Consider the following 24,665-nt stretch of genomic DNA (forward strand, 5'->3'; position numbering starts at 1 on the left):
TCAGCCTGGTGGGTCAGTGACGGTGATGCGGATGGAACATGCATCGGAAGCAGCTTTGGGCAGGATTGCCGTCTTCGGTTCCTGAACATCGAGGAAGGCCAGCCGGGTCCGCTGGGCCCAGGCCTGCGCGACCGGGGCCTTAAGGACTTGCTCCACCAGGGCGCGGTCCCCTCCGGGGACGATGTATTCGATCAGGTGCGAACCAAAGATCCGGCCCACATGATCGGCTGCAGTCTCCACCAAAGCGTCTGCCTGGTTGGATCGCCGCCTGGCAAACCTTTGTTGTGACTGCCCTCCTGCCGATGTCCGGGACTGGACATAGCGGTTGCCGCTCTTCGACGCGAGGATCTTGCCGCCGCTGGCTGCGGCAATGGCAAAGCCGCCACGTCGCACCAGGACAAGCCCCAGCCCGCGTTCCTGGGCAGCCAGGGAGGCCAGGCGCTCCAGTTCAGTGGCGCCGCGCCCCGGCCGCCCGTCGATCGGCCATGGCGGCCTGAGCGCAGCCGTGGTGCCGTCGGTCGCGCGCAGGACCAGGGCGTCGCCGTCGAAATCCTCAGTCGCGGACCCGTGGCTGGCGGCAAACCGGTCCACCCAGCCCGCGAGTCGCGCGGCAGGAACCAAAGCCGTCCGGCTGGCGGCGCGGGGTCCTTGGTGGTGCGGGCTGGTTACGGGCCGGTCCACGTCAATGTCTCCTTTGCTGGAACTATGAGTAGCCTATCCATGTGGAAGATCTCTTTGGTGCCGGCGCAGTCAACGACGACGAGTCGGAGGACGTGCCCGTAACCGGGGGAGTCTCCGATGCCGGGTGGATGGCTTCGCAGCGCAGCCCGTTGGCGGTCCGCATGCGTCCCCGGACCCTGGATGACGTGGTGGGACAGCAACACCTCCTTGGCCAAGGCTCACCGCTGCGGCAGTTGGCGGCGGGGGCGGAGGCAGCCGGTCCTGCGGGGCCGAGCTCGGTAATCCTGTGGGGTCCGCCGGGTACCGGCAAGACGACTCTCGCGCATGTGATTGCCAGGGGACCGGGCCGGAAGTTCGTGGAGTTGTCCGCCATTACGGCGGGCGTGAAGGACGTGCGGCGGGTGATGGATGAGGCCCTGACTGCCCGGGACCTCTACAAGAAGACCACGGTCCTGTTCCTGGACGAGATCCACCGGTTCAACAAGGCCCAACAGGATGCCCTGCTTCCCGGTGTCGAAAACCGGTGGGTGGTGCTGGTGGCGGCCACGACGGAGAATCCCTCCTTCTCCGTGGTGTCGCCCTTGCTGTCGCGCTCGTTGCTGCTGACGCTCAAGCCACTGACCGATGAGGACATTTCGGGGCTGCTGCAGCGGGCGGTCCTGGATGCGCGTGGACTCGGCGGGCGGGTGGAGCTCAGCCAGGAAGCCTTGGAGCACCTGGTGCGCTTGTCGGGTGGGGACGCGCGGCGGGCACTGACCGCGCTGGAAGCTGCCGCAGGTGTCGCTTTCGGTGACAGCGCCGCCGTCGAAGGGGAAGAAGCGCCCGACGGCGAACCGGGCCTTGCCGACGACGGCGCACCGGACGCGCCGGTACCCGTGGAATTGCGCCACACCGAACGCGCCGTGGATGCGGCCGCCGTCCGGTATGACCGGGCCGGCGACCAGCATTACGACGTGGCGAGCGCCTTCATCAAGTCCATCAGGGGTTCGGACGTGGATGCGTCCCTGCACTACCTGGCACGCATGCTCGAAGCCGGCGAAGATCCCAGGTTCGTGGCGCGCCGCATTGTGATCTCCGCCGCCGAAGACATTGGCATGGCCGATCCCACCGCATTGCAGACGGCCGTCGCGGCTGCGCATGCCGTTCAATTGATCGGCATGCCGGAAGGCCGCATCATCCTGGCCGAAGCCGTGGTCCACCTGGCAACCGCACCCAAATCCAACGCTGCGTACATGGGCATCAACAAGGCCATCGCCGATGTCCGGGCAGGGTTCGGCGGTGGTATTCCCATGCACCTTCGCGACGCCCACTATCCCGGCGCCAAGCAGCTTGGCCACGGCCAGAGCTACACGTACGCCCACGACGAGCCGCATGGCGTAGCCACCCAGCAGTATCCGCCCGACGACCTGGTGGGCAAGGACTATTACGTGCCCACCACCAACGGCGCGGAAAGGGACATTGCCCCAAGGCTCGAACGGCTGCGCAAGATCATCCGCGGCCAGTAGCTCCCTGGTGCCGGTCCGCGACCGTCCAACCGTGGCACCGTGGTAGGATTGATCTTCGTCTGGCATGACCCGACGCACAATCCCATGGAAGTTTCCTTCGATGGCACTGTGCCGTGGGCCAGTAGCAAGAGGCAGCGGTGGCCGACGCTCTCCCTGATGGAGGCCAGGAACACTGATACACCGCAGTAATTTGGAAGGACACAAGTGGCTAACAACACTCGTGCTCGCCGTACCGCACGCCTCTCGCGTGCACTCGGCATCGCTCTGACCCCCAAGGCCGCCAAGTACATGGAGCGCCGCCCGTACGGCCCCGGTGAGCATGGCCGTGCCCGCAAGAAGCAGGACTCCGACTACGCCGTTCGTCTGCGCGAAAAGCAGCGCCTGCGCGCCCAGTACGGCATCCGCGAAGCCCAGATGACCCGTGCCTTCGAAGAAGCACGCCGCACCAAGGGCCTGACCGGTGAAAACCTGGTTGAACTGCTCGAGATGCGTCTAGACGCCCTGGTTCTCCGTGCAGGCTTCGCCCGCACCATCGCCCAAGCCCGCCAGCTGGTTGTGCACCGCCACATCCTGGTTGACGGCATCCGCGTGGACCGCCCGTCCTTCCGCGTCGGCGAAGGCCAGCTCATCCACGTCCACAGCCGCTCCGAGGTCATGGCACCGTTCCAGGCAGCAGCTGCCGGTGCACACGTCCTGGCCACCACCCCGGCTTACCTGGATGTCAAGATCGACGCCCTGCAGGCAAAGCTGGTTCGCCGCCCGAAGCGCTCCGAGGTCCCCGTGATCTGCGAAGAGCAGCTCGTCGTCGAATTCTACGCTCGCTAAATTTTCCAGCAGCGCACAGAGAAGCCCGTGGCATACGCCACGGGCTTCTCTGTCTTTGCGGCTGGTGTTGGCGGTGTTGCCTCCACAGGTGAGATGAGGCTCCTTTTGTCTGTAAGGTACTTGGGGAAGCCCCAGCCAAACCGGAGACGGCCGGCGGGGCAGTGCAACGATCCTAGGAGATGAGTTCTATGTCTGGTGGCGACATCGCCGGCCTGATTGCGGCAGGAGTCTTCGCGCTCCTGGTTCTGTTGCTGGCTGTGCCGATCTTGAAGCTCGGTGGAGTTTTCGACGAGGTCCGCTCGTCCATCCGTTCCATCAGCGACGGCGCCACGCCCCTCATGGACGAGGTGACGGCCACGGTGTCCACCACCAACCAGCAGTTGAAGAAGGTGGACGGCATTGCGTCGAACGTTTCCGATGCCTCCGCCAACATTTCGGCACTGTCTTCGCTCGTGGCGGCCACGGTTGGTTCACCGCTGATCAAGGTTGCCGCGTTCAGCTATGGTGTCCGCTCCGCGTTCGCCAGGAAGAGCACCCCATCGTCCGGCCGGCGCAGCCGCTGATTCCCCGGGAGGGCATCACACATGAAGAGAGTTGTCTGGATGGGCATTGGCGTCGCGATCGGCGTCATCGCCTTCAAGAAGTTCAACGAGGCGCAGGCCTCCATCGGGCCTGATGGCCTGAACCGCGCCGTTGGCCGGCTGGCCGACGGGCTGTTCGACTTTGCCGACGCGGTGCGGGCGGGCATGCACGAGCGCGAAGAGGACCTCCGGGCGGCGTTGGGCATCGACGACGCCGTCCGTCGGTAGCGGGCGGGTTCGCCCCCGCGCCCGCAACAGGGCAGAATGGAAAGCTGCGGAACGGCATCAGCCGGTACCGCGCACAACGTGTGCAGTGAATTGAGAAGGGTAAGTAATCAGCCAATGAAGTCGCAGGAGATCACCAAGCGCTGGGTGGACTTTTTTGTCAGTAAGGGCCACACAGCCGTTCCCTCCGCGTCGCTCGTTTCCAGCGACCCGTCACTTCTCTTCACTGTGGCCGGCATGGTGCCGTTCATTCCCTACCTGACTGCCCGTGAAGAGCCGCCGTACAGCCGCGCCACGAGCGTCCAGAAGTGCATCCGCACCGGCGACATCGAGGAAGTCGGAAAAACCGCGCGCCACGGCACGTTCTTCCAGATGTGCGGCAACTTCTCCTTTGGTGATTACTTCAAGGAAGACGCCATCAAGTTCGCCTTCGAACTCCTTACCAAGAGCGTGGACGACGGCGGCTACGGGCTTCCGGCGGAACGCCTCTGGGTCACCGTCTACGAAGAAGACGATGAAGCCAAGGAACTGTGGCTCAAGAACACCGCCATCCCGGCCGAGCGCATTCAGCGAATGGGTAAGTCCGACAACTACTGGCACACCGGCCAGCCCGGACCCGCCGGACCGTGCTCGGAAATCTACTACGACCGCGGCCCGGAGTACGGAGTGGAGGGTGGTCCCATCGCGGACGAAACCCGCTACATCGAAATCTGGAACCTCGTGTTCATGCAGTACCAGATCGAGAACGTCCGCTCCAAGGTGGACTTCGACATTGTTGGCGAACTTCCCAACAAGAACATCGACACGGGCCTGGGCATGGAACGCCTTGCAATGATCCTGCAGGGCGTGGAGAACATGTACGAGACCGACCAGGTCCGTCCCGTCATCGACAAGGCTGCCGAGCTGTCCGGCAAGCAATACACCTCCGCCGAGACCGACGAAGATCCGCACCATACTGACGATGTCCGCATGCGTGTTGTGGCAGACCATATCCGTTCAGCCCTCATGCTGATCGCCGATGGCGTGGCACCCTCCAACGAAGGCCGAGGATACGTCCTGCGCCGCCTGATCCGCCGCGCAGTGCGGGCCATGCGCCTCCTTGGAGTCGAGAACGCCTGCCTCCCTGAGCTCCTGCCGGTTTCCCGGGACGCCATGAAGGGCGTCTACCCGGTGGTCGAGACTGATTTTGCACGCATCAGCCGCATTGCCTATGCCGAGGAAAAGGCCTTCCTCCGGACCATCGCTTCGGGCACTGCCCGCCTGGAAGATGCCGTTGCTGAGTCCAAGGCCGCCGGTGTTCCGCTCTCCGGTGCCGACGCCTTTACCCTGCACGACACCTACGGTTTCCCGATCGACCTCACCCTTGAAATGGCCGAGGAAGCCGGACTCAAGGTGGACGAGGCCGGATTCCGTGCACTCATGCTCGAACAGCGCCAGCGTGCCCAGGCCGACGCCAAGGGCAAGAAGGGCGGTCACGCCGACCTCACGGCTTACCAGGAACTGCTGGGCGAAGGCGACACAGTCTTCATCGGCTACGACGAGCTTGAGGGCGAGTCCAGGGTCCGTGGCATCGTCAGCGGCGGCCAGCGGGTAGCCCACGCCTCGACGGGCGACGAAATCGAACTCGTGCTCAACGAGACCCCGTTCTACGCCGAGGCCGGTGGCCAGTCGGCAGACACTGGCCTTATCACCGGCGACGGTTTCGTCGTCGAGGTCCTGGACGTCCAGCGGCCTGTCAAGGGCCTGAGCGTCCACAAGGCAATCGTCCGCGAAGGCGAGATTGCCGGCGACGCCCTGGTGCGTGCCGCCGTCGACCGCGAACGCCGCCACGCCGCAGAGCAGGCCCACACGGGAACGCACATTGTGCACGCTGCCCTGCACCAGATCCTTGGCCCGGAGGCCACCCAGCGAGGCTCCTTCAACAAGGCAGGCTACCTTCGCTTCGACTTCGCCTGGGGCGAAGGCCTGAGCTCCGCCACGCGCTCGGAAATCGAGGAAGTCTCCAACATCGCCATCCGCAACAACTTCCGGGTGGACACCAAGGTGATGGGCCTGGCCGAGGCCAAGGCGCTCGGCGCCATGGCATTGTTCGGTGAAAACTATGGCAGCGAAGTGCGGGTAGTGGAGATCGACGGCGCCTGGTCACGGGAGCTGTGCGGTGGCACGCACGTGTCCAACACCTCGCTGATCGGCAGCCTTTCGCTCCTGGGAGAACAGTCCGTTGGCTCCGGAAACCGTCGCGTGGAGGCCTTCGTGGGCCTGGACGCCTTCCGCCACCTGGCCGCCGAACGTGCGCTGGTCACCGAGCTGACCGAACTCCTGAAGGTGCCGTCCGGCCAGTTGGCCGACCGTATTTCCAGCACGTTGAACAAGCTCAAGGCCACCGAGAAGGAACTCGACCGCCTGCGCAAGGAACAGCTTGCTGCAGCCGCGGCAAGCCTGGCAGGTACCGCACGTGACGCCGCGGGCGTCCGTGTCATTGCCCATGACGCAGGTCAGGTTGGTGGTGCGGACGATCTCCGCAACCTCGCCCTTGACCTGCGGAACCGCCTGGGTTCCGAGGCATCCACGGTGGCTGTCGCAGGCGTCAGCAACGATCGCCCCGTGGTCCTGGTAGCCACCAACGAGGCCGCCCGTGACGCCGGAGTGAAGGCCGGTGCCCTGGTTCGCCTCGCAGCCGGAATCCTCGGCGGAGGCGGCGGCGGCAAGGACGATGTTGCCCAGGGCGGTGGTACTGACGCTGCGAAGGTCTCCGAGGCCCTCGCCGCGGTAGCGGACGCGATAGCCAAGCGCTGAGGTGGGTTCCAGTAGCAGCGGCGACGTCTACCCCCGGGGCATCAAGCTGGGGGTGGACGTCGGCACCGTCCGCGTAGGGCTCGCCATCTGCGACCCCGACGGGATCCTTGCCACCCCGTTCAAGACCGTCGGACGGGACGCAAAGAAGAACTCGGACATCCGCGTCGTGGTGAAGCAGGCGGCCGAGCTCGGCGCCGTCCAGATTGTGGTGGGCCTTCCGCGCACCATGAAAGGCGAGGAGCGCGCATCGGCACAAATGGCATCCGAGTATGCCGAACTGTTGGCGGAGGCCTTGCTGCGGGCGGAAATGGATGTTCCCGTCAACCTCGTGGATGAGCGCTTGACCACCGTGACGGCGCACCGCAACCTGCACGAAGCTGGCATGAGCAGCAAGAACCACCGTAAAGTGGTTGATCAGGTTGCTGCTGCTGGAATACTCCAGCACGCGATCGACATGCAAAGAGCCAGAGGAACGGACGTTGGCCGCCGCGTGCAGGCGCGGGCGCAGTCCGAAACACCCAGCAGTGCCCCAACGCTGCGGGCTGCCTCCGGCAGTGATCCAGATTCTTCTACGAGGGGACTGCAACTGTGAGCCCGGTCAACAACGACCCCTCCAACGGTACGGGGGGCGGTGGCATGCCGCTGACCCGCAAGGAGTTGCGCGCAAGGGAAAGATTCCTTGCCACGCAAAACCAGAACGTGGTGCCCGTTCCCGAAGCCACGCCAGGCGAGGCGGGCGCCTCGGCGGAAGTGGAGCCCGAACTTCCCCGTCCCGTACCTGCGGTCCCCAATGCCGCAGCTGCGCAGCGTCCCTCCGTGGCACCTCCCGCAGCCCGGCCCACCCCGCCGGCAGCGGAGCCTGCTCCGCCGGCAGCCGAGCCGGAGCCCCGTCCGGCCGCGCAAGCCCAGTCCGAGGATCTGCCGAAACCCGTTCCGCCTGCACCCGAAGCAGCTCCGTCCATTGCGGAAGAGCCTGAGCCTCACGAGGCCACCACCCATATGCCGGTCGTGGCCCCCGTCTATGCCGGCCACTCCGCGGGCGATCCAGGCCATGGCAGCGACGCCGCCGACCAGGGACACCACGATTACGTGGACCACGAAGTCCATCACGGCGGGGACATCCATGCCGGGCACGATGCGCACTACGCCTACGACGAGCATCATGAAGCCCATCCCGATGACCACCATCCTGAAGACCACGCCCATGAGTTGATTCCGGCCATGGAAAGCCCGGTGAGCAAAGCAGCTGCCCGCAAGGCGCGCCGCCGCCGTCGTGTGCTCGCCCTGCTCATCACCCTCGGTGTTTTCGTCGCCGCCATCGTGATCGGCGCCCAGTTCCTCAAACCGCTCCTGGGCATGGACAAGGTGACCGACTATCCGGGGCCGGGTTCCGGTTCAGTCACCGTCACGGTGCCCGAAGGTGCCGGTCCCAAGCAGGTTGCCGCGGATATGGTGTCGAAGAAGGTCGTGGCCGATGCCGACAGCTTCGTGAAGGCTTTCACCGCGGAAGGCGGTGTCTTGTCTCCGGGCGACTTCACCTTCAAGACGGAGATGAAGAACTCCGATGCCGTCGCAATCCTTTCCAATAAGGATTCGTCCAAGGTCATCTACTTCGCCCTGAGCGCGGGCCTCCGGATCAATGAGTCGCTCGACGCGATCTCCAAGGGTTCGGGCATCCCGCTCCAGCAACTCAATGCGTTCAACCAGGCACCCGGACAATTCGGGCTGCCGGCCAAGGCGAAGAACCTTGAAGGCTTCCTTGCGCCGGGTGAGTACCGTTTCCCGCTGGGTACGTCCGGCAAGGACATCATCCAGGCCCTCGTCACAGCCACGTTGGACGAACTCAAGGCGCAGGGCATCACGGACCAGGCCAAGCAGTACGACGTCGTGACCATCGCGAGCATCGTCCAGGCAGAAGGTGGCCAGGCCGATTACGGAAACGTGGCCGGCGCAATTTACAACAGGCTCAAGCCGGACAACAAGGAAACCAACGGTCTCATCCAGTCCGATGCCACGGTGACCTACGGCCTCGGCAAGAAGTCCTTCCACCTGACGGACGAAGAGAAGGCCGACAAGTCCAACACCTACAACACGTATGCGAATGTTGGACTTCCTGCGGGCCCCATCGGTTCGCCGGGCAAGACCGCAATCGATGCCGCCGCCAAGCCCACTGCCAACGACTACCTGTACTGGGTGACCATCAACCTGGACACCAAGGAGACCAAGTTCTCCAAGACGTTGGCGGAGCACAGCGGCTACGTCGAGCAATATAACGCCTGGTGCGCGGCCAATCCGGGACGGTGTGTGTGAGCCGCCGGGCTGCTGTCCTTGGCCATCCGATCTCACATTCGAAGTCTCCGGCGATGCATTCCGCCGCGTACGCGAAACTCGGTGTGGACATCGGCTATTCGGCGATCGACGTGACGGTGGAATCACTTCCGGCTTTCATGGAAACGGTCCGCGGAGATGGCTCGTGGTGCGGTCTGTCCGTAACCATGCCGCTGAAGACGGCAATGGTGGCAGAGGTGGACGAGGTCCGCGGTGCGGCCGCCCACTTGGGCGTGCTCAATACCGTGGCATTTGACCTCGACGGCGGTTCCGTCCGCCGTGTCGGATACAACACCGACGTCGCAGGCATTATTGAAGCTGTCCGTTACGCCGGTCTGGCAACGACGCCCCACGCAGCCATCCTGGGCGGTGGCGGAACCTCCGCGGCCGCGATCGCAGCGGTGCAGGAGATGGGGGCGGGACACGTCGATGTCTTCGTCCGCGATGTCTCCCGTGCCGTCGAAGCCCAAGCGGCTGCGGCCGCCGTCGGGATTTCACTTGCGGTCCGTCCGCTCACGGAAGCCTCAACAGCGGTGGCCGCGAGCGACCTGGTGATCTCTACCTTCCCGCCGCGTGCCGCCGATGCCCTGGCGGACGAGTTGGCGGACCAGCCCGGAACCGGGGGAGGGGTGCTGCTGGACGTCGCCTACGACCCCTGGCCGAGCCGCCTTGCCGAGGTGTGGCATGGGCACGGCGGAGCCGTGGTTCCAGGGCTTGAAATGCTGATGTACCAAGCGGCAGAACAGATCCGCCTTTTCAGCGGATGCGACGTGGATGCCGCCGTCATAGATGTGATGTGCGACTCAGTCGGGCTTCCCCGGCGAGTGTTCTAGAGGCCTTACATGGCAGGATTGGTTATATGTTGCGTTGGTTGACAGCCGGTGAATCCCACGGTCCGGCTCTGGTCGGAATAGTTGAAGGCGTGCCTGCCGGTGTTGAACTCACCAGTAGGCAGATCCGCGACGCGCTGGCGCGTCGCCGCCTTGGTTATGGCCGTGGCGCCCGCATGAAGTTTGAGCAGGACGAAGTGACCATCATGGGTGGTGTCCGTCACGGTGTCACCCAAGGTGGTCCCGTTGCCATCCAGGTGGGCAACACCGAATGGCCCAAGTGGGAACAGATCATGTCCGCGGATCCGGTGGATCCGGAGCTCCTGGCGGACCAGGCACGCAATGCCCCCTTGACGCGTCCGCGTCCGGGTCACGCCGATTTCACCGGTATGCAGAAGTACGGGTTTGATGAAGCACGTCCTGTGCTTGAACGTGCGAGTGCCCGGGAAACCGCCACCCGCGTGGCACTGGGTACGGTAGCGGCGCAGTTTCTGAAGCAACTTGGCGTCGAACTGGTCAGTCACACCGTTTCCATTGCCAGCGTCTCCGTTCCTGAAGGCCGGCCTTTGCCGCTTCCGGGTGACGTACTCGCCCTGGATGCGGACCCGTTGCGGTGCTTCGACCGTGAGACCTCGGACGCCATGGTGGCTGAGGTGGATGCGGCCCACAAGGAAGGGGAAACCCTGGGCGGCGTCGTTGAAGTCCTGGCCTACGGACTCCCGCCCGGACTTGGCAGCTACGTCCACTGGGACCGTCGCCTCGATTCACGCCTGGCGGCAGCCCTCATGGGCATCCAAGCCATCAAGGGTGTGGAAGTTGGCGATGGCTTCCTGACCGCTGCGCGCCGTGGATCGGCCGCCCACGACGAAATCGTCATGGATGAGCACGGCAAGATCATCCGGCAGACCAACCGTGCAGGCGGCATCGAAGGCGGCATGAGCATTGGTGAGGTACTCCGGGTCCGTGCGGCCATGAAGCCCATTGCCACCGTTCCGCGCGCGCTGCGCACCATCGACGTCAGCACCGGTGAGCCGGCCAAGGCGCACCACCAGCGTTCGGACGTGTGTGCGGTGCCGGCGGCAGGCGTCGTTGCAGAGGCCATGGTGGCGCTGGTGCTGGCCGAGGCCATCACCGAAAAGTTTGGCGGCGACTCCGTGGCGGAGACCACCCGCAACCTGCAGAGCTACCTGGACAGCATCCCGGCTACCCTGGACTCGGTCGGCCGGTAGTGGCGGGCGCGATCCAGGGCGGCCGCGCAGGCCGTCCCGTTGTCCTGGTTGGTCCGATGGCGGTAGGAAAATCCGCCATTGGCGTGCAGTTGGCGCAACAGTTGGACATACCTTTCGTGGATACGGACGCTGTAGTGGTGGCCGCGCACGGCAGCATTGCAGACATCTTCGCGGGCCGCGGCGAACACGCGTTCCGTGAACTCGAAGCGCGGGCAGTGGCCAAAGCCATCGATTCAGCCAAGGTCCTGCCCGCCGTCATTTCGCTCGGTGGGGGAGCAGTCCTTGACTCGGGGACGCAGCAGTTGCTTGAAGAATGCACTGTTGTGTACTTGGAATGCGATGCCGAAACCGTTGCAGACCGTATTGCGCGGAACACCGGCCGCCCCTTGCTGCAGGGCGACGCGATGTCCCGCTGGGAGGCCTTGTTCGCCGCCCGAAAGCCTGTCTACGAGCGCCTCGCCAACATCGTCCTGGATGTCCGGTCGGGATCCGTGACGGAAATCGCCCTCCTGCTGGAGGAGCGGCTGCGCGAGTACGCAGCCTTGAAAGAGGAAGTTGAAAAGTGAGCAACGAAGCAACTGTCATCAAGGTCACCGGGCAAAACGCCTCGGACAACTACGACGTCGTGGTGGGACGGGGATTGCTGGAAACACTTCCGGCCAAGCTCGGGGAGCGCGTCCGCCGTGTCCTGGTGATCCACCCCAGGGCCCTTCGGCTGACCGGCGATACCGTCCGGGCCGAACTTGAGGCCGCAGGCTTCACGGCCCTGACAGCCGAGATCCCCGATGCCGAAGAGGGCAAGCACATCCAGGTAGCCGCCTTCTGCTGGCAGGTGCTGGGGCAAAACGACTTCACAAGATCGGACGCAGTCGTCGCCGTTGGCGGTGGTGCGGTCACGGACCTGGCTGGATTCGTTGCTGCCACCTGGCTGCGCGGCGTCAAGGTCATCCACATGCCCACCAGCCTGCTTGGCATGGTGGACGCTTCTGTCGGCGGCAAGACCGGCATCAACACCGCGGAAGGCAAGAACCTCGTGGGTTCGTTCCACCCGCCTGCCGCTGTGCTCGCGGACCTGGACACACTGCAGACGCTCCCCAGGAACGAACTCATTTCGGGCATGGCCGAAGTCATCAAATGCGGCTTCATCGCGGACCCCGCCATTTTGGACCTCGTGGAGAAGAACACGGACGCAGTGACGGATCCGGGATCGACGGTGATCCGGGAGTTGATCGAGCGGGCCATCGCGGTCAAGGCCAAGGTTGTTTCCCAGGACCTCAAGGAATCCGGGCTGCGTGAGATCCTGAACTACGGCCACACCTTGGGGCACGCCATTGAACTCGTGGAGCGCTACTCCTGGCGGCATGGCGCGGCGGTCTCCGTCGGCATGATGTTCGCCGCGGAACTCTCCCGCAGTGTTGGCCGTCTCACGGATGCCGACGCCGACAGGCACCGGACCATCCTGGAGAGCCTGGGCCTGCCCATCACCTACCGCAAGGACCGTTGGCAGGGTTTGCTGGACGGCATGCGGCGCGACAAGAAGTCCCGCGGCGACCTTCTTCGATTCGTGGTCCTGGACGGGGTGGCCAAGCCCGGCATCCTGGATGTTCCGGACACCTCTCTGCTGTTTGCCGCCTACCAGGAGATCGCATCATGACGGCCACCCTCAGCGAAGGCATCAGCGACTGGCCAACAGCCGGCTTCCCCGGAGTCCGGATGAACCCGGACACACTCCTCCCGGTGGTGGTGAACGAGGACGCGATGGAGTCCGCCCTCGCTGTGTCCGAAGATCCCGCCGACCGCATCATGGCACTCCTGCTGGAGAACCAGCCCAAGGAAGCTGCCGAACTGCTCGCCGAGGCACGCTATAAGGACCCCGAGTCGTTTCGCCTGAGGATCTTCGAAGCCGAAGTCCACCGTGCCACCAACAGGCACGACCGTGCCGTTCAGCTGTTCCGCCAACTCCTTAATGAAGTCCATGGCAGCAGCAAGGAAGCCGTGGTCCATCAGTACCTTGGGCGTGCCTACTTCGTCAGCGGCAACGCCGTCGCGGCTTCAGAAGAGTTCGCGAAGGCCCTGGACCTGCGGGTAGCCATGGCGGCCGACGCGGCCTTGATCTATTCCTCCGCCGTGGCCTTGCAGCGTGCCCGCGACGTGGTGGAAGTGGCTTCCTAGGCCGCTTCCTGCTGCCCGATGACGGGCCACCCTCCAATTGCCGTTAGAATGGTTCTTGGATTTTTGATAAATACGCGCTGGCCGGCCATTGTGGCATGCCGGCTTGGCATACGGCTGGAAGCTAGAACTTAGCTTTGACCAGTGAGAGAAACCAGAGGATACGAGTGGCAACCACAAACGACATCAAGAACGGAACCGTACTGAAGCTCGAGGGCCAGCTCTGGAACGTCATTGAGTTCCAGCACGTCAAGCCGGGCAAGGGCGGCGCCTTCGTCCGCACCAAGATGCGGAATGTCATGTCCGGCAAGGTTGTGGACAAGACGTTCAACGCCGGCCTCAAGATCGAGACCGCCACGGTTGACCGCCGCGACTACCAGTACCTGTACCAGGATGGCGAAGACTTCGTCTTCATGGACACCAGCGATTACGACCAGATCCACGTATCCGGCGCAACTGTGGGCGATGCCACCAACTTCATGCTGGAGAACCAGATGGTGAACATCGCCATCCACGAGGGCACTCCGCTCTACATTGAACTCCCGCCGAGCGTCGTCCTCGAAATCACGTACACCGAGCCCGGCCTCCAGGGTGACCGCTCGTCCGCGGGCACCAAGCCGGCAACGGTCGAGACCGGATACGAGATCCAGGTTCCGCTGTTCGTCGAGCAGGGCACCAAGGTCAAGGTCGACACCCGCGACGGCAGCTACCTGGGCCGGGTCAACGACTAGTGAGCGCCCGCGGTAAGGCCCGTAACAGGGCCCTGGAAGTACTCTTCGAAGCCGAGCAGCGCTCGGTCTCGGCTTTCGACGCGCTGAAGGCGCGCCGGGAGAAGACTGACCTCGTTGTTAACCCGTACACGGTGGAAATCGTGGAGGGTGTTGTGTCCATGCAGCCCACCATCGACGAATTCCTGCAGACCTACGCGCAGGGTTGGACGTTGGAGCGGATGCCGTCCGTGGACCGCATCATCCTGCGTATCGGCGCCTGGGAGCTGCTGTACAACGACGACGTTCCTGATGGTGTGGCCGTCAGCGAAGCCGTGGCCTTGGCCAAGACCATGTCCACTGATGAATCGCCGGCCTTCATCAACGGTTTGCTGGGGCGGCTGCAGAAGCTCAAGCCATCGTTGCTGGCCTAGCTGTACTGCCCAAGAAGGGCCCGTTTTCCCGCACCGTGCGTGCCGGAAAGCGGGCCCTTCTGTATGCCTACCCCAGGACAGCCTTGCGGAACTCCGGAATGGCCCGCAGCTGCTCCAGTTCGTCCCTTTGATGGAGCTGGACGTCGCGTCCGCTCAGGATCCGCTGGCGGGTGAAAGCCAAAGCCGTGGCGGCCTTGATGAAGTCGCGCATGGGGGCCGAGCGGCCGCGGGTGGCAGCCCATCCGATGGCTTGCCTCCTGCCCCGGGCGGTTGACAGCATCTCCACCTCCACCGGCGTGAACCAACCAGCAGCGGCATATTCCTGCAGGCGTTGGCGTGTGAGCTTTCCTTCGGCGAGGCGAAGCAGGATGATGCCCACGGCGGCCACCAGGAAGATCGGTACCTGGACCACAAAGTACTCGGCCAGGAAGTCCTGGCCCATGCTGTTCCAGCGGTTATGCAGGAACATTGCGGGGAGCAGGCCTATGAAGAACGCCAGGACCGCGTAGCCGGTGTGCCATTTCCGTGCGGCGAATCCCATGATGAGCCCGGTGGTCCCGGTGAAGATGGCGTGCGCAAAGGGCGACATGACCCCACGCAGGATGAAGATCCGGACCAGGTCTGCACCCGGCTCGGAGGATGAGGCGATCTCGCGGCCGAAGTACAGGATGTTCTCCGTAAAGGCGAAGCCGGCGGCGATGGTGAAGGCGAAGACCACGCCATCCACCGGACCGTCGAAGTATTTCCGTGCCGCGAGGATGAGTACCAGCAAGCCAAGGGACTTGCTGAATTCCTCCACGATGGGAGCCTGCACCGTAGCCATGAAGTAGGTGAAGGCCTCTTCGCTGGTGGTGGGAGCTGCCAAGGCAAACACAGGTTGGATCAAGAGCGTCGCGGCAATGGAGACGGCGGCTCCCCAGGTGAACGCGAACCACAGCAGGCGCTTGGGCTCGGGCTCCCAGCGGTCAATGAACCGTACGGTCAACAACACCACGGACAGCGGAACCAGCGAAGCCACAAAGCCGATCACGAAGCCGGTGACGCCGGTGTTTCCCAGGAGGAAAGGGATCACCAGGAGGAGGCTTCCGAAAACCAGGACGGCACCCACCAGGAGCAGCGGGATCAAACCCCAACTCCGTCGGGGCTGGGCGCGGGCCGGGTTGGCCCAGGACTGTTGGGGAAGCGCGCCTGGATTCCCGGGGGCCGTTTGGTAGTTGCCTGGCTGCACCCTGCCGATCCAGGTGGGATTGGGGGACCCGCCCGGCATGGACCCAGGATCGTGCCGCGGGCCGCCAGGGTTGCCGGGGAAGTTGCTGGTCATGGTCCCGAGCCTATTCCACGCGTTGGGGATGTGAGGTTAAACTCACCGCTGCCCGGGTCATGCGGTGAGGGCGCCGGGGTGCCTGTGGTAGCTTTGAAACGCAAATATTCCTTTTTTAATTCCGTCCTGTGAGGCGGGGAAAGGGGAGACGAGCGATGACTGAAGTTACTTCAGCGCAGGTTCCGTCCAGGGTTGTCCTCAACCAGGCGGACATCGACCGTGCGCTCACTCGTATCGCCCATGAGATCCTCGAGGCCAACAAAGGCTCCCAGGACCTGGTCCTGTTGGGCATTCCCCGCCGCGGCTATCCACTTGCCGTGCGCCTGGCCAACAAAATTGCCGCGGCCGATCCCGCGGTCAGCGCCGAAACCATTGTCGGCCAGCTTGATGTCACCATGTTCCGTGACGACCTCTCGCACCAGCCCACGCGGCCACCGCACCACACGCGCCTTCCCCTCTCCGGCATCGACAACAAAGTTGTTGTCCTCATTGACGACGTCCTTTACTCGGGACGTACCATCCGTGCGGCGTTGGATGCCCTGGTTGACCTGGGTCGGCCCAGGATCGTGCGCCTCGCAGTCCTGGTGGACCGGGGTCACCGTGAGCTGCCCATCCGGGCGGACCATGTGGGCAAGAACCTTCCCACGTCATCTTCAGAGAAGGTCCGCGTGCGCCTCGAAGAGATCGATTCCGTGGACGGCGAACCCATCAACGAAGTAGTGATCGAGGCAGGTAAGTGAAGCACCTTCTTTCCACTGAGAACCTCAGCGCCGCGGACGCCATCCGCGTTCTGGACACCGCCGAGGAAATGTCCGCCGTGGGGGACCGCGAGGTCAAGAAGCTTCCGGCCCTTCGCGGCCGTACGGTGGTGAACCTCTTCTTTGAGGATTCCACGCGGACGCGCATCTCCTTCGAGGCCGCGGCCAAGCGCTTGTCCGCGGACGTCATCAACTTTGCTGCCAAAGGCTCCTCGGTCTCCAAGGGGGAGTCCCTCAAGGACACGGCACAGACCCTGGCCGCCATGGGTGCCGACGCCGTGGTGATCAGGCACTGGGCATCCGGGGCTCCGCACCGACTTGCCGCTACCGACTGGATCGATGCCGCGGTGATCAACGCCGGAGACGGTACCCACGAACACCCCACGCAGGCCTTGCTGGATGCCTTCACCATGCGCCGCCACTGGTCGCAGATCAACGGGACGGCTTCCTCCGGCGCGGACCTGAAAGGCATGCGGGTGGCCATCGCCGGCGATGTCCTGCACTCCCGGGTGGCCCGGTCCAACGTGTGGCTGCTGCGTACCCTGGGCGCCGATGTCACGCTTGTTGCGCCACCCACCTTGCTGCCCATCGGCGTCGAACACTGGCCCTGCAAGGTCAGCTACAACCTCGACGAGACCCTCGAAACCGGCGTGGACGCCATGATGATGCTCCGGGTCCAGGGCGAACGCATGAACGCTTCCTTCTTCCCGTCTACCCGCGAGTACTCACGCCGCTGGGGTTTCGACGACGCACGCCTGAAAACCTTGGATGACCTGGGCATGAAGGACACCATCATCATGCACCCGGGTCCCATGAACCGGGGCCTGGAGATCTCCTCGGCGGCCGCGGACTCTCCCCGTTCCACCGTGCTGGCCCAGGTCCGGAACGGTGTTTCCGTGCGGATGGCCGCCCTCTACCTGCTGCTTTCGGGAGACACCCGCGAGGCAGCCCCCATTGCAACCACCCCGTCCACCAAGGAGAACAACTGATGTCCGGTGATACCTACCTGATCCGCGGGGCCGCCATTCTTGGCGGCGAAGCCGAAGACCTCCTGATCCGTGACGGGCTCATCGCGGCACGTGGCAAGGACCTGGCAGCTGACGATGCCACTGTCATCGACGCGGCCGGCCTGATCGCCCTCCCCGGTATGGTGGACGTCCACACCCACCTTCGCGAGCCGGGCAGGGAAGACGCAGAGACGGTTGAGACCGGTACCCGTGCGGCAGCCCTGGGCGGCTTCACTGCCGTCCACGCCATGGCCAACAGCAACCCCGTGGCAGATACCGCGGGCGTCGTGGAGCAGGTCCACAGCCTGGGCCGGGCTTCGGGCTGGGTGGATGTCCGCCCCGTGGGTGCGGTCACGGTCGGACTTGCCGGGGAACAGCTCGCAGAGCTGGGTGCCATGGCCGATTCCCGCGCGCAGGTACGGATGTTCTCCGACGATGGCATCTGCGTTCATGATCCCGTCCTCATGCGCCGCGCCCTGGAATACGTCAAAGCGTTCGACGGCGTGGTGGCCCAGCATGCGCAGGAACCGCGCCTTACCGCCGGGGCACAGATGAACGAAGGCGCCGTCTCGGCCGTCCTGGGACTGGCCGGCTGGCCGGCTGTCGCCGAAGAAAGCATCATCGCCCGCGATGTCCTTTTGGCCCAGCACGTGGGTTCGCGCCTGCACATCTGCCACGTGTCAACGGCAGGAAGCGTTGAAATCGTCCGCTGGGCCAAGGCCCGCGGCATCAACGTCACGGCGGAAGTCACCCCGCACCACCTCATCCTCACCGACGAACTGGTCCGCAGCTACGACCCCGTGTTCAAGGTCAACCCGCCGCTCCGCACGGACGCGGACGTCCAGGCGCTCCGCGAAGGCCTGGCCGACGGAACCATCGATGTGGTGGGAACGGACCACGCGCCGCACCCGAGCGAGCACAAGGAATGCGAATGGGCACAGGCCGCCATGGGCATGACAGGCCTGGAAACCGCACTTTCCGTGGTGCAGGCAACCATGATCGAAACCGGCCTCATGACATGGGCCGACTTCGCGAGGGTTACCTCCTTCACTCCGGCGCAGATCGGCCGGGTCGCCGACCAGGGCCGTCCCTTGGACGAAGGTGAGCCGGCCAACGTCATCCTGGTGGACCCGGCTGCGCGCTGGACGGTGGACCCCCATAAAATGGCCACCATGGGCCGCAATTCACCGTTCAAGGGCAAGGAACTGCCCGGATCAGTCGTTGCCACGTTCTTCAAGGGCCACCCGACGGTCCTCGACGGCCAACTGAACACGCCTTACCGGTACCCGGGAAACCTCGATACCCCTGCCGCGGCGGTCAGCGGCGCCTGATGGACACCCAGACCCTCTCAGCGGTCATCACCGTGGCTTTGATCCTCGTCATCCTGGCGATGATCGGGCTGGGGTGGCGGAACCGCCTCAGGCGACAGTCCGACGTCGAACGCCTCCCGGACGTGCCGCAGCAACTGGAACCGGCCACAGTGGTGGCCGAGGGGCAGTATGTTGCGACCACCACGGCAGGCGACTGGCTGGACCGCATCGCCGTGCAGGGGCTGGGAATCCGGACCAACGCCGAGTTGAGCATCCACGCCGAAGGCGTGCTGTTCGACCGCCCCGGAGCAGCTCCGGTGTTCATCCCCCGCGCGGCCGTGACCGACGTCCGCAGGGACGCCGGGATGGCCGGCAAGTTCGTCGAGAAGGACGGACTCCTGGTCATCAGCTGGAAGCTGGGGGACCGGGAACTGGACACCGGCTTCAGATCCAGGCAATCCGCAGACCAGCAGCTCCTCCTCGAAGCCCTTCAAGAATTGATCTCCGCAGCCCCTCAGGCAGATGCCGATAGTGGAAAGTAACAAAGTGACGGACAGTAACGCAGCCACCACACCAACCCCCTCAGCAGCCGTTCTGGTGCTCGAAGACGGCCGCATGTTCCGCGGCCGGAGCTACGGCGCCCAAGGCACAGCCCTCGGTGAAGCCGTCTTCGCAACCGGTATGACCGGTTACCAGGAGACCATCACGGACCCCTCCTACGCCCGCCAGCTGGTGGTCCAGACGGCCCCGCACATCGGGAACACGGGCGTCAACAGCGAAGACGCTGAGTCCCGCAAGATCTGGGTTGCGGGCTACATCGTGCGCGACGCCGCACGCCGCCCCTCCAACTGGCGCTCCGAGCGTTCCCTCGACGCCGAACTGGTGGAGCAGGGCATCGTGGGCATCCGGGGCGTGGACACCCGCGCCATTACCCGGCACCTGCGTGAGCACAAGACCATGCGCGCCGGCATCTTCTCCGGCGAGGCCGCCCAGGCCTCGGACAAGGAACTGCTGGAGACCGTCCTGGCCAGCGCCCCCATGGAAGGCGCAGCCCTGGCTGAGGAAGTCAGCATCGACGAAGCCTACGTGGTGGAGCCCAAGGACCACGGCTGGGACGGCGAACCGCGCTTCTCCATCGCCGCGGTGGACCTCGGCATCAAGGCCATGACCCCGGTCCGCTTCGCGGAGCGCGGCGTCCGCGTGCACGTCCTCCCGGCAACCGCCACGCTCGAGGACGTCAACGCCGTCAGCCCGGATGGCTTCTTCATGTCCAACGGGCCCGGAGACCCCGCCACCGCGGACCACCAAGTGACCCTGCTCCGTTCGGTGCTGGACGAGAAGCTGCCGTACTTCGGCATTTGCTTCGGTAACCAGATCCTGGGCCGCGCGCTTGGCTTCGGCACCTACAAGCTGCGCTACGGACACCGCGGCATCAACCAGCCGGTCATGGACCGCCGCACCGGCAAGGTGGAGATCACTTCCCAGAACCACGGCTTCGCTGTGGACGCGCCCATGAACGGCGCCACTGTGGCCCCGGAAGAGCGCTACGGCCGGGTTGAGGTCAGCCACGTTTCGTTGAACGACGACGTCGTGGAGGGTCTCGCCTGCCTCGACATTCCGGCCTTCTCGGTCCAGTACCACCCCGAGGCAGCTGCGGGCCCGCACGACGCCGCGTACCTCTTCGACCGCTTCATCGACCTCATGGCCGACACGAAAGCCGCAAACTCCACCGACACCAAGACTGAGGACCAGAAGTAATGCCCAAGCGTACAGATCTCAAGAGCGTCCTTGTCATCGGTTCCGGCCCGATCGTCATCGGCCAGGCCGCCGAGTTCGACTACTCCGGTACCCAGGCCCTGCGCGTCCTGAAGGACGAAGGCCTGCGCGTCATCCTGGTCAACTCCAACCCGGCCACCATCATGACCGACCCCGAGTTCGCGGATGCCACCTACGTGGAGCCCATCACGCCCGAGGTGGTCGAGAAGATCATTGCCAAGGAGCGTCCTGACGCCGTCCTGCCGACGCTGGGTGGCCAGACCGCACTGAACACCGCGATTGCCCTGGACAAGAACGGCGTCCTGGAGAAGTACAACGTGGAGTTGATCGGTGCCAACATCGCCGCGATCGAGCTCGGCGAGGACCGCGAGAAGTTCAAGGGCGTCGTGGAACGCTGTGGCGCCGAATCGGCACGCAGCCACATCATCCACACCATGGACGAGGCCTTCAAGGCTGCCGAGGACCTCGGCTACCCCATGGTGGTCCGGCCGTCGTTCACCATGGGTGGCCTGGGCTCCGGCCTGGCGTACAACGAGGACGACCTCCGCCGCATCGTTGGCCAGGGCCTCCAGTACAGCCCCACCACTGAGGTACTGCTCGAAGAGAGCATCCTTGGCTGGAAGGAATATGAGCTCGAGATGATGCGCGACAAGAACGACAACGTCGTTGTTGTGTGCTCCATCGAGAACTTCGATCCCGTAGGCGTGCACACCGGTGACTCGATCACCGTCGCACCTGCCCTGACGCTGACCGACCGCGAATACCAGAAGCTCCGCGACGTGGCCATCGCCGTGATCCGCGAAGTCGGTGTGGACACCGGTGGCTGCAACATCCAGTTCGCCATCGATCCCGCCACGGGCCGCGTGGTGGTCATCGAGATGAACCCGCGTGTATCCCGTTCATCCGCCCTGGCTTCGAAGGCAACCGGCTTCGCGATCGCCAAGATCGCCACCAAGCTGTCCCTCGGCTACACCTTGGACGAGATCCCCAACGACATCACGCAGAAGACCCCTGCATCCTTCGAGCCCACCCTCGACTACGTCGTGGTCAAGGTTCCGCGCTTCGCGTTCGAGAAGTTCCCGGCGGCGGACAACACGCTGACCACCACCATGAAGTCCGTGGGCGAAGCCATGGCCATGGGCCGCAACTTCACCGAAGCCTTGCAGAAGGCCCTTCGCTCCCTCGAGCAGAAGGGCTCGCAGCTGGACTTCAGCTCCGTCCCCGAGTACCTGGTCGCGGAGCTCATCGAGAACGCCAAGCGCCCCACCACGGACCGCCTCCACCAGGTGCAGCGCGCCCTCCTGGGCGGTGCCACGGTGGAAGACCTTTTCGCGGCCACCAAGATCGATCCGTGGTTCCTGGACCAGCTTCAGCTGCTCAACGAGACGGCACAGGAGATCCGCAAGGCCGGCGTCCTCAGCGAAGACATGCTGCGGACCGCCAAGCGCCACGGCTTCTCCGACGAGCAGATCGGTGCCCTCACGCACAACTCGGAGGCCGTTGTCCGCGGTGTCCGCCAGGCCCTGGGTATCCGCCCGGTCTACAAGACGGTGGACACCTGCGCCGCCGAGTTCGCCGCCTACACGCCGTACCACTACTCGGCCTACGACGAGGAAGACGAGGTAGGACTGCACTCCAAGCCGTCTGTCATCATCCTCGGCTCCGGGCCCAACCGCATCGGCCAGGGCATCGAGTTCGACTACTCCTGCGTCCACGCCTCCATGGCGCTGCGCAAGGCCGGCTACGAGACCGTCATGGTCAACTGCAACCCGGAAACCGTCTCTACTGACTACGACGTCTCCACGCGCCTCTACTTCGAGCCGCTGACCCTCGAGGACGTCCTCGAGGTCATCGCCGCCGAGGAGCGCACCGGTGGCGTTATGGGAGTGTTCGTCCAGCTCGGTGGCCAGACCCCGCTGAAGCTGGCCCAGCAGCTGGCCGACGCCGGTGTCCCCATCCTGGGCACCTCGCCCGAAGCGATCGACCTCGCAGAGCACCGCGGCGCCTTCGCCCGTGTCCTGGATGAGGCCGGCCTGACCTCCCCGAAGAACGGCACCGCGGTCTCCTTCGAGGACGCCAAGAAGATCGCCGACGAGATCGGCTACCCCGTCCTGGTCCGTCCGTCCTACGTCCTGGGCGGCCGCGGCATGGAGATCGTCTACGACGAAGCCAACCTGTCCCGCTACATCGCCAACGCAACGGAAATCACTTCCGAGCACCCGGTGCTGATCGACCGCTTCCTCGAAGACGCGGTGGAGATCGACGTCGATGCGCTCTTCGACGGCACGGACATGTACCTGGGCGGCATCATGGAGCACATCGAGGAAGCCGGAGTCCACTCCGGTGACTCCGCGTGCGTGCTGCCCCCGATCACCTTGGGCAACAACGTGATCGAGCGCGTCCGTACTGCTACGCGCGCCATCGCCGAAGGTGTGGGCGTCCGCGGCCTGATCAACATCCAGTTCGCCCTGGCATCGGATGTCCTCTACGTCCTCGAGGCGAACCCGCGCGCCTCCCGTACCGTTCCGTTCGTCTCCAAGGCGACGGGCGTGCAGATGGCCAAGGCCGCCGCGTTGATCGGTACGGGCGTGACCATCAACCAGCTCCGCAGCGCGTACAAGATGCTGCCGGAGTCCGGCGACGGTTCCACGCTTCCGCTCGACGCCCCGGTCGCCGTCAAGGAAGCCGTTTTGCCGTTCAGCCGCTTCCGCACTCCGGAAGGCAAGGTTGTTGACTCCCTGCTCGGCCCCGAGATGCGTTCAACGGGCGAGGTCATGGGCATCGACAAGCACTTCGATACCGCTTTCGCGAAGAGCCAGTCGGGCGCGAACAACGCCCTGCCCACCGGTGGCAAGATCTTCGTCTCGGTGGCCAACCGGGACAAGCGGTCCGTGATCATGGGCGTCAAGCGCCTGTCGGACCTCGGTTTCGAGATTGTCTCCACAGGCGGGACCGCGGACGTCCTGCGCCGCAACGGCATCCAGGCAACGCCTGTTCGCAAGGTGGCCGAGGGCAGCAGCGCCGAGGGGGAGGGAACCATCGCGGACCTCGTCGTGGCAGGGGAAATCGACATGGTGTTCAACACCCCGTCCGGCGGCGAAGCGCGCAGCGATGGATACGAACTGCGGGCTGCGGCAACCTCGATCGGCATTCCCTGCATCACCACGGTGGCGGAGTTCAACGCTGCGGTCCAGGCGATCGAAGCGCTGCGCACCTACGAGTGGTCCGTGACGAGTTTGCAGGAGCACGCGGCCAACCTGGCTGCTTCCTTTGAGGCCGCCAATGCCTGAGTCCGGCGTAACACCCGAACTGCAGCCGGCCCGGGAATCGTTCGGCTCCCGGCTGGCGGCGGCCATGGACGCCCGCGGTCCGTTGTGCGTTGGCATTGACCCGCACCCTCAGTTGCTGGCGGACTGGGGACTGAACGACGACGCCGCCGGGCTGGAACGCTTTTCGCTCACTGTGGTGGAGGCGGTGGCTTCCCTCGCTGCCGCCGTCAAGCCGCAGGTGGCGCTGTACGAGCGCCACGGATCCGCCGGTATGGCGGTCCTGGAACGCACCCTGGCAGCTTCCAAAGAGGCCGGAGTCTTGAGCATCGCCGACGCCAAGCGCGGAGACATCGGCTCCACCATGGCGGCGTACGCGGATGCCTGGCTCCGCGATGGTTCGTCCTTGGCAGCCGACTCGGTCACGCTGAGCCCCTACTTGGGCTTTGAGTCCTTGCGGCCTGCCTTGGAGCTCGCAGCGGAGTACGGCAGGGGAGTGTTCGTGCTTGCACTGACGTCGAATCCGGAAGGCAAGAGCGTCCAGCATGTTGGCGGAGATGACTCGGTAGCCCGGCGGATTATTGCTGCTGCTGCGACCGAAAATGCACGCTACGCTGGCGCCCTGGGATCGGTTGGCCTTGTAGTGGGAGCCACGATCGGTTCCGCCCTTGAGGACCTCGGAATTGATCTTGGGCCGGTCAAGGGCGCGATTCTGGCTCCCGGCCTTGGCGCCCAGGGAGCCACTCCGGCGGACCTGCGCGCAACGTTCGGTTCGGCCTACCCGGCAGTCCTTGCCACGTCCAGCCGCGGAATCCTCGCAGCCGGACCCACGGTCGCTGCCCTTCGGGCGGCAACAGAGGAAACCCTGGGCGGCTTGCGCGCCTAGGCTGCTGCCGGTAGGTTCAGCATCAGTCGCG

23 protein-coding genes are annotated in these 24,665 nt (G+C 64.7%); 21 read left to right on the forward strand and 2 right to left on the reverse strand.

From position 1 onward, the window contains the following. Entirely contained in the window at positions 1–681 is a 681-nt protein-coding gene (locus tag ACIQTZ_RS03290; protein WP_402977492.1) for an acVLRF1 family peptidyl-tRNA hydrolase, read from the reverse strand. A 41-nt stretch (positions 682–722) separates the two neighbouring features. On the opposite strand from ACIQTZ_RS03290, the gene ACIQTZ_RS03295 reads away from it, so the two are divergent. The 14 genes from ACIQTZ_RS03295 (at position 723) to nusB (ending at position 14,310) form a co-directional block, all read left to right on the forward strand. Beyond that, complete coding sequence (locus tag ACIQTZ_RS03295) at positions 723–2,186, forward strand: replication-associated recombination protein A (RefSeq protein ID WP_402977495.1); 1,464 nt, start codon at positions 723–725, stop codon at positions 2,184–2,186. Positions 2,187–2,390: 204 nt separating this feature from the next. Beyond that, positions 2,391–3,011 (forward strand): 30S ribosomal protein S4, encoded by a 621-nt coding sequence (gene rpsD / locus ACIQTZ_RS03300; RefSeq protein WP_387437188.1) that lies wholly within the window; start codon positions 2,391–2,393, stop codon positions 3,009–3,011. 188 nt (positions 3,012–3,199) lie between these two features. Then, positions 3,200–3,574 carry a DUF948 domain-containing protein gene (locus ACIQTZ_RS03305; protein WP_397321634.1) on the forward strand — a complete coding sequence of 125 codons (375 nt, stop codon included), beginning with the start codon at positions 3,200–3,202 and terminating at the stop codon, positions 3,572–3,574. A gap of 21 nt (positions 3,575–3,595) precedes the next feature. Beyond that, entirely contained in the window at positions 3,596–3,820 is a 225-nt protein-coding gene (locus ACIQTZ_RS03310) for a DUF6167 family protein (RefSeq protein WP_397321635.1), read from the forward strand. A gap of 114 nt (positions 3,821–3,934) precedes the next feature. Further along, a complete protein-coding gene (gene alaS, locus ACIQTZ_RS03315) occupies positions 3,935–6,613 on the forward strand; it encodes an alanine--tRNA ligase (RefSeq protein WP_402977498.1) in 2,679 nt (892 codons plus the stop codon). A 1-nt stretch (position 6,614) separates the two neighbouring features. After that, a complete protein-coding gene (ruvX, locus tag ACIQTZ_RS03320) occupies positions 6,615–7,205 on the forward strand; it encodes a Holliday junction resolvase RuvX (RefSeq protein WP_400331959.1) in 591 nt (196 codons plus the stop codon). Then, positions 7,202–8,923 (forward strand): endolytic transglycosylase MltG, encoded by a 1,722-nt coding sequence (gene mltG / locus ACIQTZ_RS03325; RefSeq protein WP_402977501.1) that lies wholly within the window; start codon positions 7,202–7,204, stop codon positions 8,921–8,923. Before ruvX ends, mltG begins: the two co-directional genes overlap by 4 nt. After that, positions 8,920–9,774 (forward strand): shikimate dehydrogenase family protein, encoded by an 855-nt coding sequence (locus ACIQTZ_RS03330; RefSeq protein ID WP_402977960.1) that lies wholly within the window; start codon positions 8,920–8,922, stop codon positions 9,772–9,774. Before mltG ends, ACIQTZ_RS03330 begins: the two co-directional genes overlap by 4 nt. Positions 9,775–9,800: 26 nt before the next feature. Further along, a complete protein-coding gene (gene aroC, locus ACIQTZ_RS03335; RefSeq protein ID WP_402977504.1) occupies positions 9,801–11,000 on the forward strand; it encodes a chorismate synthase in 1,200 nt (399 codons plus the stop codon). Further along, the gene (locus tag ACIQTZ_RS03340) at positions 11,000–11,566 is read left to right on the forward strand and encodes a shikimate kinase (protein ID WP_400331967.1); all 567 of its coding nucleotides are present in this window, start codon (positions 11,000–11,002) and stop codon (positions 11,564–11,566) included. Before aroC ends, ACIQTZ_RS03340 begins: the two co-directional genes overlap by 1 nt. Further along, the gene (gene aroB, locus ACIQTZ_RS03345; protein WP_402977507.1) at positions 11,563–12,654 is read left to right on the forward strand and encodes a 3-dehydroquinate synthase; all 1,092 of its coding nucleotides are present in this window, start codon (positions 11,563–11,565) and stop codon (positions 12,652–12,654) included. Before ACIQTZ_RS03340 ends, aroB begins: the two co-directional genes overlap by 4 nt. Then, positions 12,651–13,172 carry a tetratricopeptide repeat protein gene (locus ACIQTZ_RS03350; RefSeq protein WP_400331973.1) on the forward strand — a complete coding sequence of 174 codons (522 nt, stop codon included), beginning with the start codon at positions 12,651–12,653 and terminating at the stop codon, positions 13,170–13,172. Before aroB ends, ACIQTZ_RS03350 begins: the two co-directional genes overlap by 4 nt. Before the next feature lie 164 nt (positions 13,173–13,336). Next, the gene (gene efp, locus ACIQTZ_RS03355; RefSeq protein WP_021470603.1) at positions 13,337–13,900 is read left to right on the forward strand and encodes an elongation factor P; all 564 of its coding nucleotides are present in this window, start codon (positions 13,337–13,339) and stop codon (positions 13,898–13,900) included. Then, the gene (gene nusB, locus ACIQTZ_RS03360; RefSeq protein ID WP_400331976.1) at positions 13,900–14,310 is read left to right on the forward strand and encodes a transcription antitermination factor NusB; all 411 of its coding nucleotides are present in this window, start codon (positions 13,900–13,902) and stop codon (positions 14,308–14,310) included. Before efp ends, nusB begins: the two co-directional genes overlap by 1 nt. A 67-nt stretch (positions 14,311–14,377) precedes the next feature. On the opposite strand, the gene ACIQTZ_RS03365 is transcribed toward nusB, so the two are convergent. Then, positions 14,378–15,631, reverse strand: a complete 1,254-nt coding sequence (locus ACIQTZ_RS03365; protein WP_402977510.1) for a PrsW family intramembrane metalloprotease — start codon at positions 15,629–15,631, stop codon at positions 14,378–14,380. A 155-nt stretch (positions 15,632–15,786) separates the two neighbouring features. Between ACIQTZ_RS03365 and pyrR the strand changes: the two genes are divergently transcribed. From pyrR to pyrF, 7 genes are read left to right on the forward strand one after another with little or no spacing between them, the layout of a single operon-like run. Then, positions 15,787–16,371: a bifunctional pyr operon transcriptional regulator/uracil phosphoribosyltransferase PyrR gene (pyrR, locus tag ACIQTZ_RS03370; RefSeq protein WP_402942845.1), complete on the forward strand. Its 585-nt coding sequence runs from the start codon at positions 15,787–15,789 to the stop codon at positions 16,369–16,371. Continuing rightward, on the forward strand, positions 16,368–17,378 hold the full coding sequence (locus ACIQTZ_RS03375; RefSeq protein WP_402977513.1) for an aspartate carbamoyltransferase catalytic subunit: 1,011 nt from the start codon (positions 16,368–16,370) through the stop codon (positions 17,376–17,378). Before pyrR ends, ACIQTZ_RS03375 begins: the two co-directional genes overlap by 4 nt. Beyond that, positions 17,378–18,727, forward strand: a complete 1,350-nt coding sequence (locus tag ACIQTZ_RS03380) for a dihydroorotase (RefSeq protein WP_402977516.1) — start codon at positions 17,378–17,380, stop codon at positions 18,725–18,727. Before ACIQTZ_RS03375 ends, ACIQTZ_RS03380 begins: the two co-directional genes overlap by 1 nt. Next, positions 18,727–19,248 (forward strand): hypothetical protein, encoded by a 522-nt coding sequence (locus ACIQTZ_RS03385; protein WP_400331989.1) that lies wholly within the window; start codon positions 18,727–18,729, stop codon positions 19,246–19,248. Before ACIQTZ_RS03380 ends, ACIQTZ_RS03385 begins: the two co-directional genes overlap by 1 nt. Continuing rightward, on the forward strand, positions 19,229–20,464 hold the full coding sequence (carA, locus tag ACIQTZ_RS03390; protein ID WP_402977519.1) for a glutamine-hydrolyzing carbamoyl-phosphate synthase small subunit: 1,236 nt from the start codon (positions 19,229–19,231) through the stop codon (positions 20,462–20,464). The genes ACIQTZ_RS03385 and carA overlap by 20 nt, the downstream gene beginning before the upstream one ends. Next, positions 20,464–23,772 (forward strand): carbamoyl-phosphate synthase large subunit, encoded by a 3,309-nt coding sequence (gene carB, locus ACIQTZ_RS03395; protein ID WP_402977522.1) that lies wholly within the window; start codon positions 20,464–20,466, stop codon positions 23,770–23,772. The genes carA and carB overlap by 1 nt, the downstream gene beginning before the upstream one ends. Then, a complete protein-coding gene (gene pyrF / locus ACIQTZ_RS03400) occupies positions 23,765–24,634 on the forward strand; it encodes an orotidine-5'-phosphate decarboxylase (protein WP_402977525.1) in 870 nt (289 codons plus the stop codon). The genes carB and pyrF overlap by 8 nt, the downstream gene beginning before the upstream one ends. Positions 24,635–24,665 lie beyond the last annotated feature (31 nt).

Origin of the sequence: Paenarthrobacter sp. NPDC090520 (assembly GCF_044769205.1) — a bacterium.
Taxonomy (GTDB): Bacteria; Actinomycetota; Actinomycetes; order Actinomycetales; family Micrococcaceae; genus Arthrobacter.

Excerpts from the sequence above, each read along its gene's own strand:
- ACIQTZ_RS03305 (WP_397321634.1), top strand. The coding sequence starts at position 3,200 with ATGTCTGGTGGCGACATCGCCGGCCTGATTGCGGCAGGAGTCTTCGCG.
- ACIQTZ_RS03310 (WP_397321635.1), top strand. The coding sequence starts at position 3,596 with ATGAAGAGAGTTGTCTGGATGGGCATTGGCGTCGCGATCGGCGTCATC.
- alaS (WP_402977498.1), top strand. The coding sequence starts at position 3,935 with ATGAAGTCGCAGGAGATCACCAAGCGCTGGGTGGACTTTTTTGTCAGT.
- aroC (WP_402977504.1), top strand. The coding sequence starts at position 9,801 with ATGTTGCGTTGGTTGACAGCCGGTGAATCCCACGGTCCGGCTCTGGTC.
- ACIQTZ_RS03350 (WP_400331973.1), top strand. The coding sequence starts at position 12,651 with ATGACGGCCACCCTCAGCGAAGGCATCAGCGACTGGCCAACAGCCGGC.
- ACIQTZ_RS03365 (WP_402977510.1), bottom strand. The coding sequence starts at position 15,631 with ATGACCAGCAACTTCCCCGGCAACCCTGGCGGCCCGCGGCACGATCCT.
- pyrR (WP_402942845.1), top strand. The coding sequence starts at position 15,787 with ATGACTGAAGTTACTTCAGCGCAGGTTCCGTCCAGGGTTGTCCTCAAC.
- ACIQTZ_RS03380 (WP_402977516.1), top strand. The coding sequence starts at position 17,378 with ATGTCCGGTGATACCTACCTGATCCGCGGGGCCGCCATTCTTGGCGGC.
- ACIQTZ_RS03385 (WP_400331989.1), top strand. The coding sequence starts at position 18,727 with ATGGACACCCAGACCCTCTCAGCGGTCATCACCGTGGCTTTGATCCTC.
- carA (WP_402977519.1), top strand. The coding sequence starts at position 19,229 with ATGCCGATAGTGGAAAGTAACAAAGTGACGGACAGTAACGCAGCCACC.
- carB (WP_402977522.1), top strand. The coding sequence starts at position 20,464 with ATGCCCAAGCGTACAGATCTCAAGAGCGTCCTTGTCATCGGTTCCGGC.
- pyrF (WP_402977525.1), top strand. The coding sequence starts at position 23,765 with ATGCCTGAGTCCGGCGTAACACCCGAACTGCAGCCGGCCCGGGAATCG.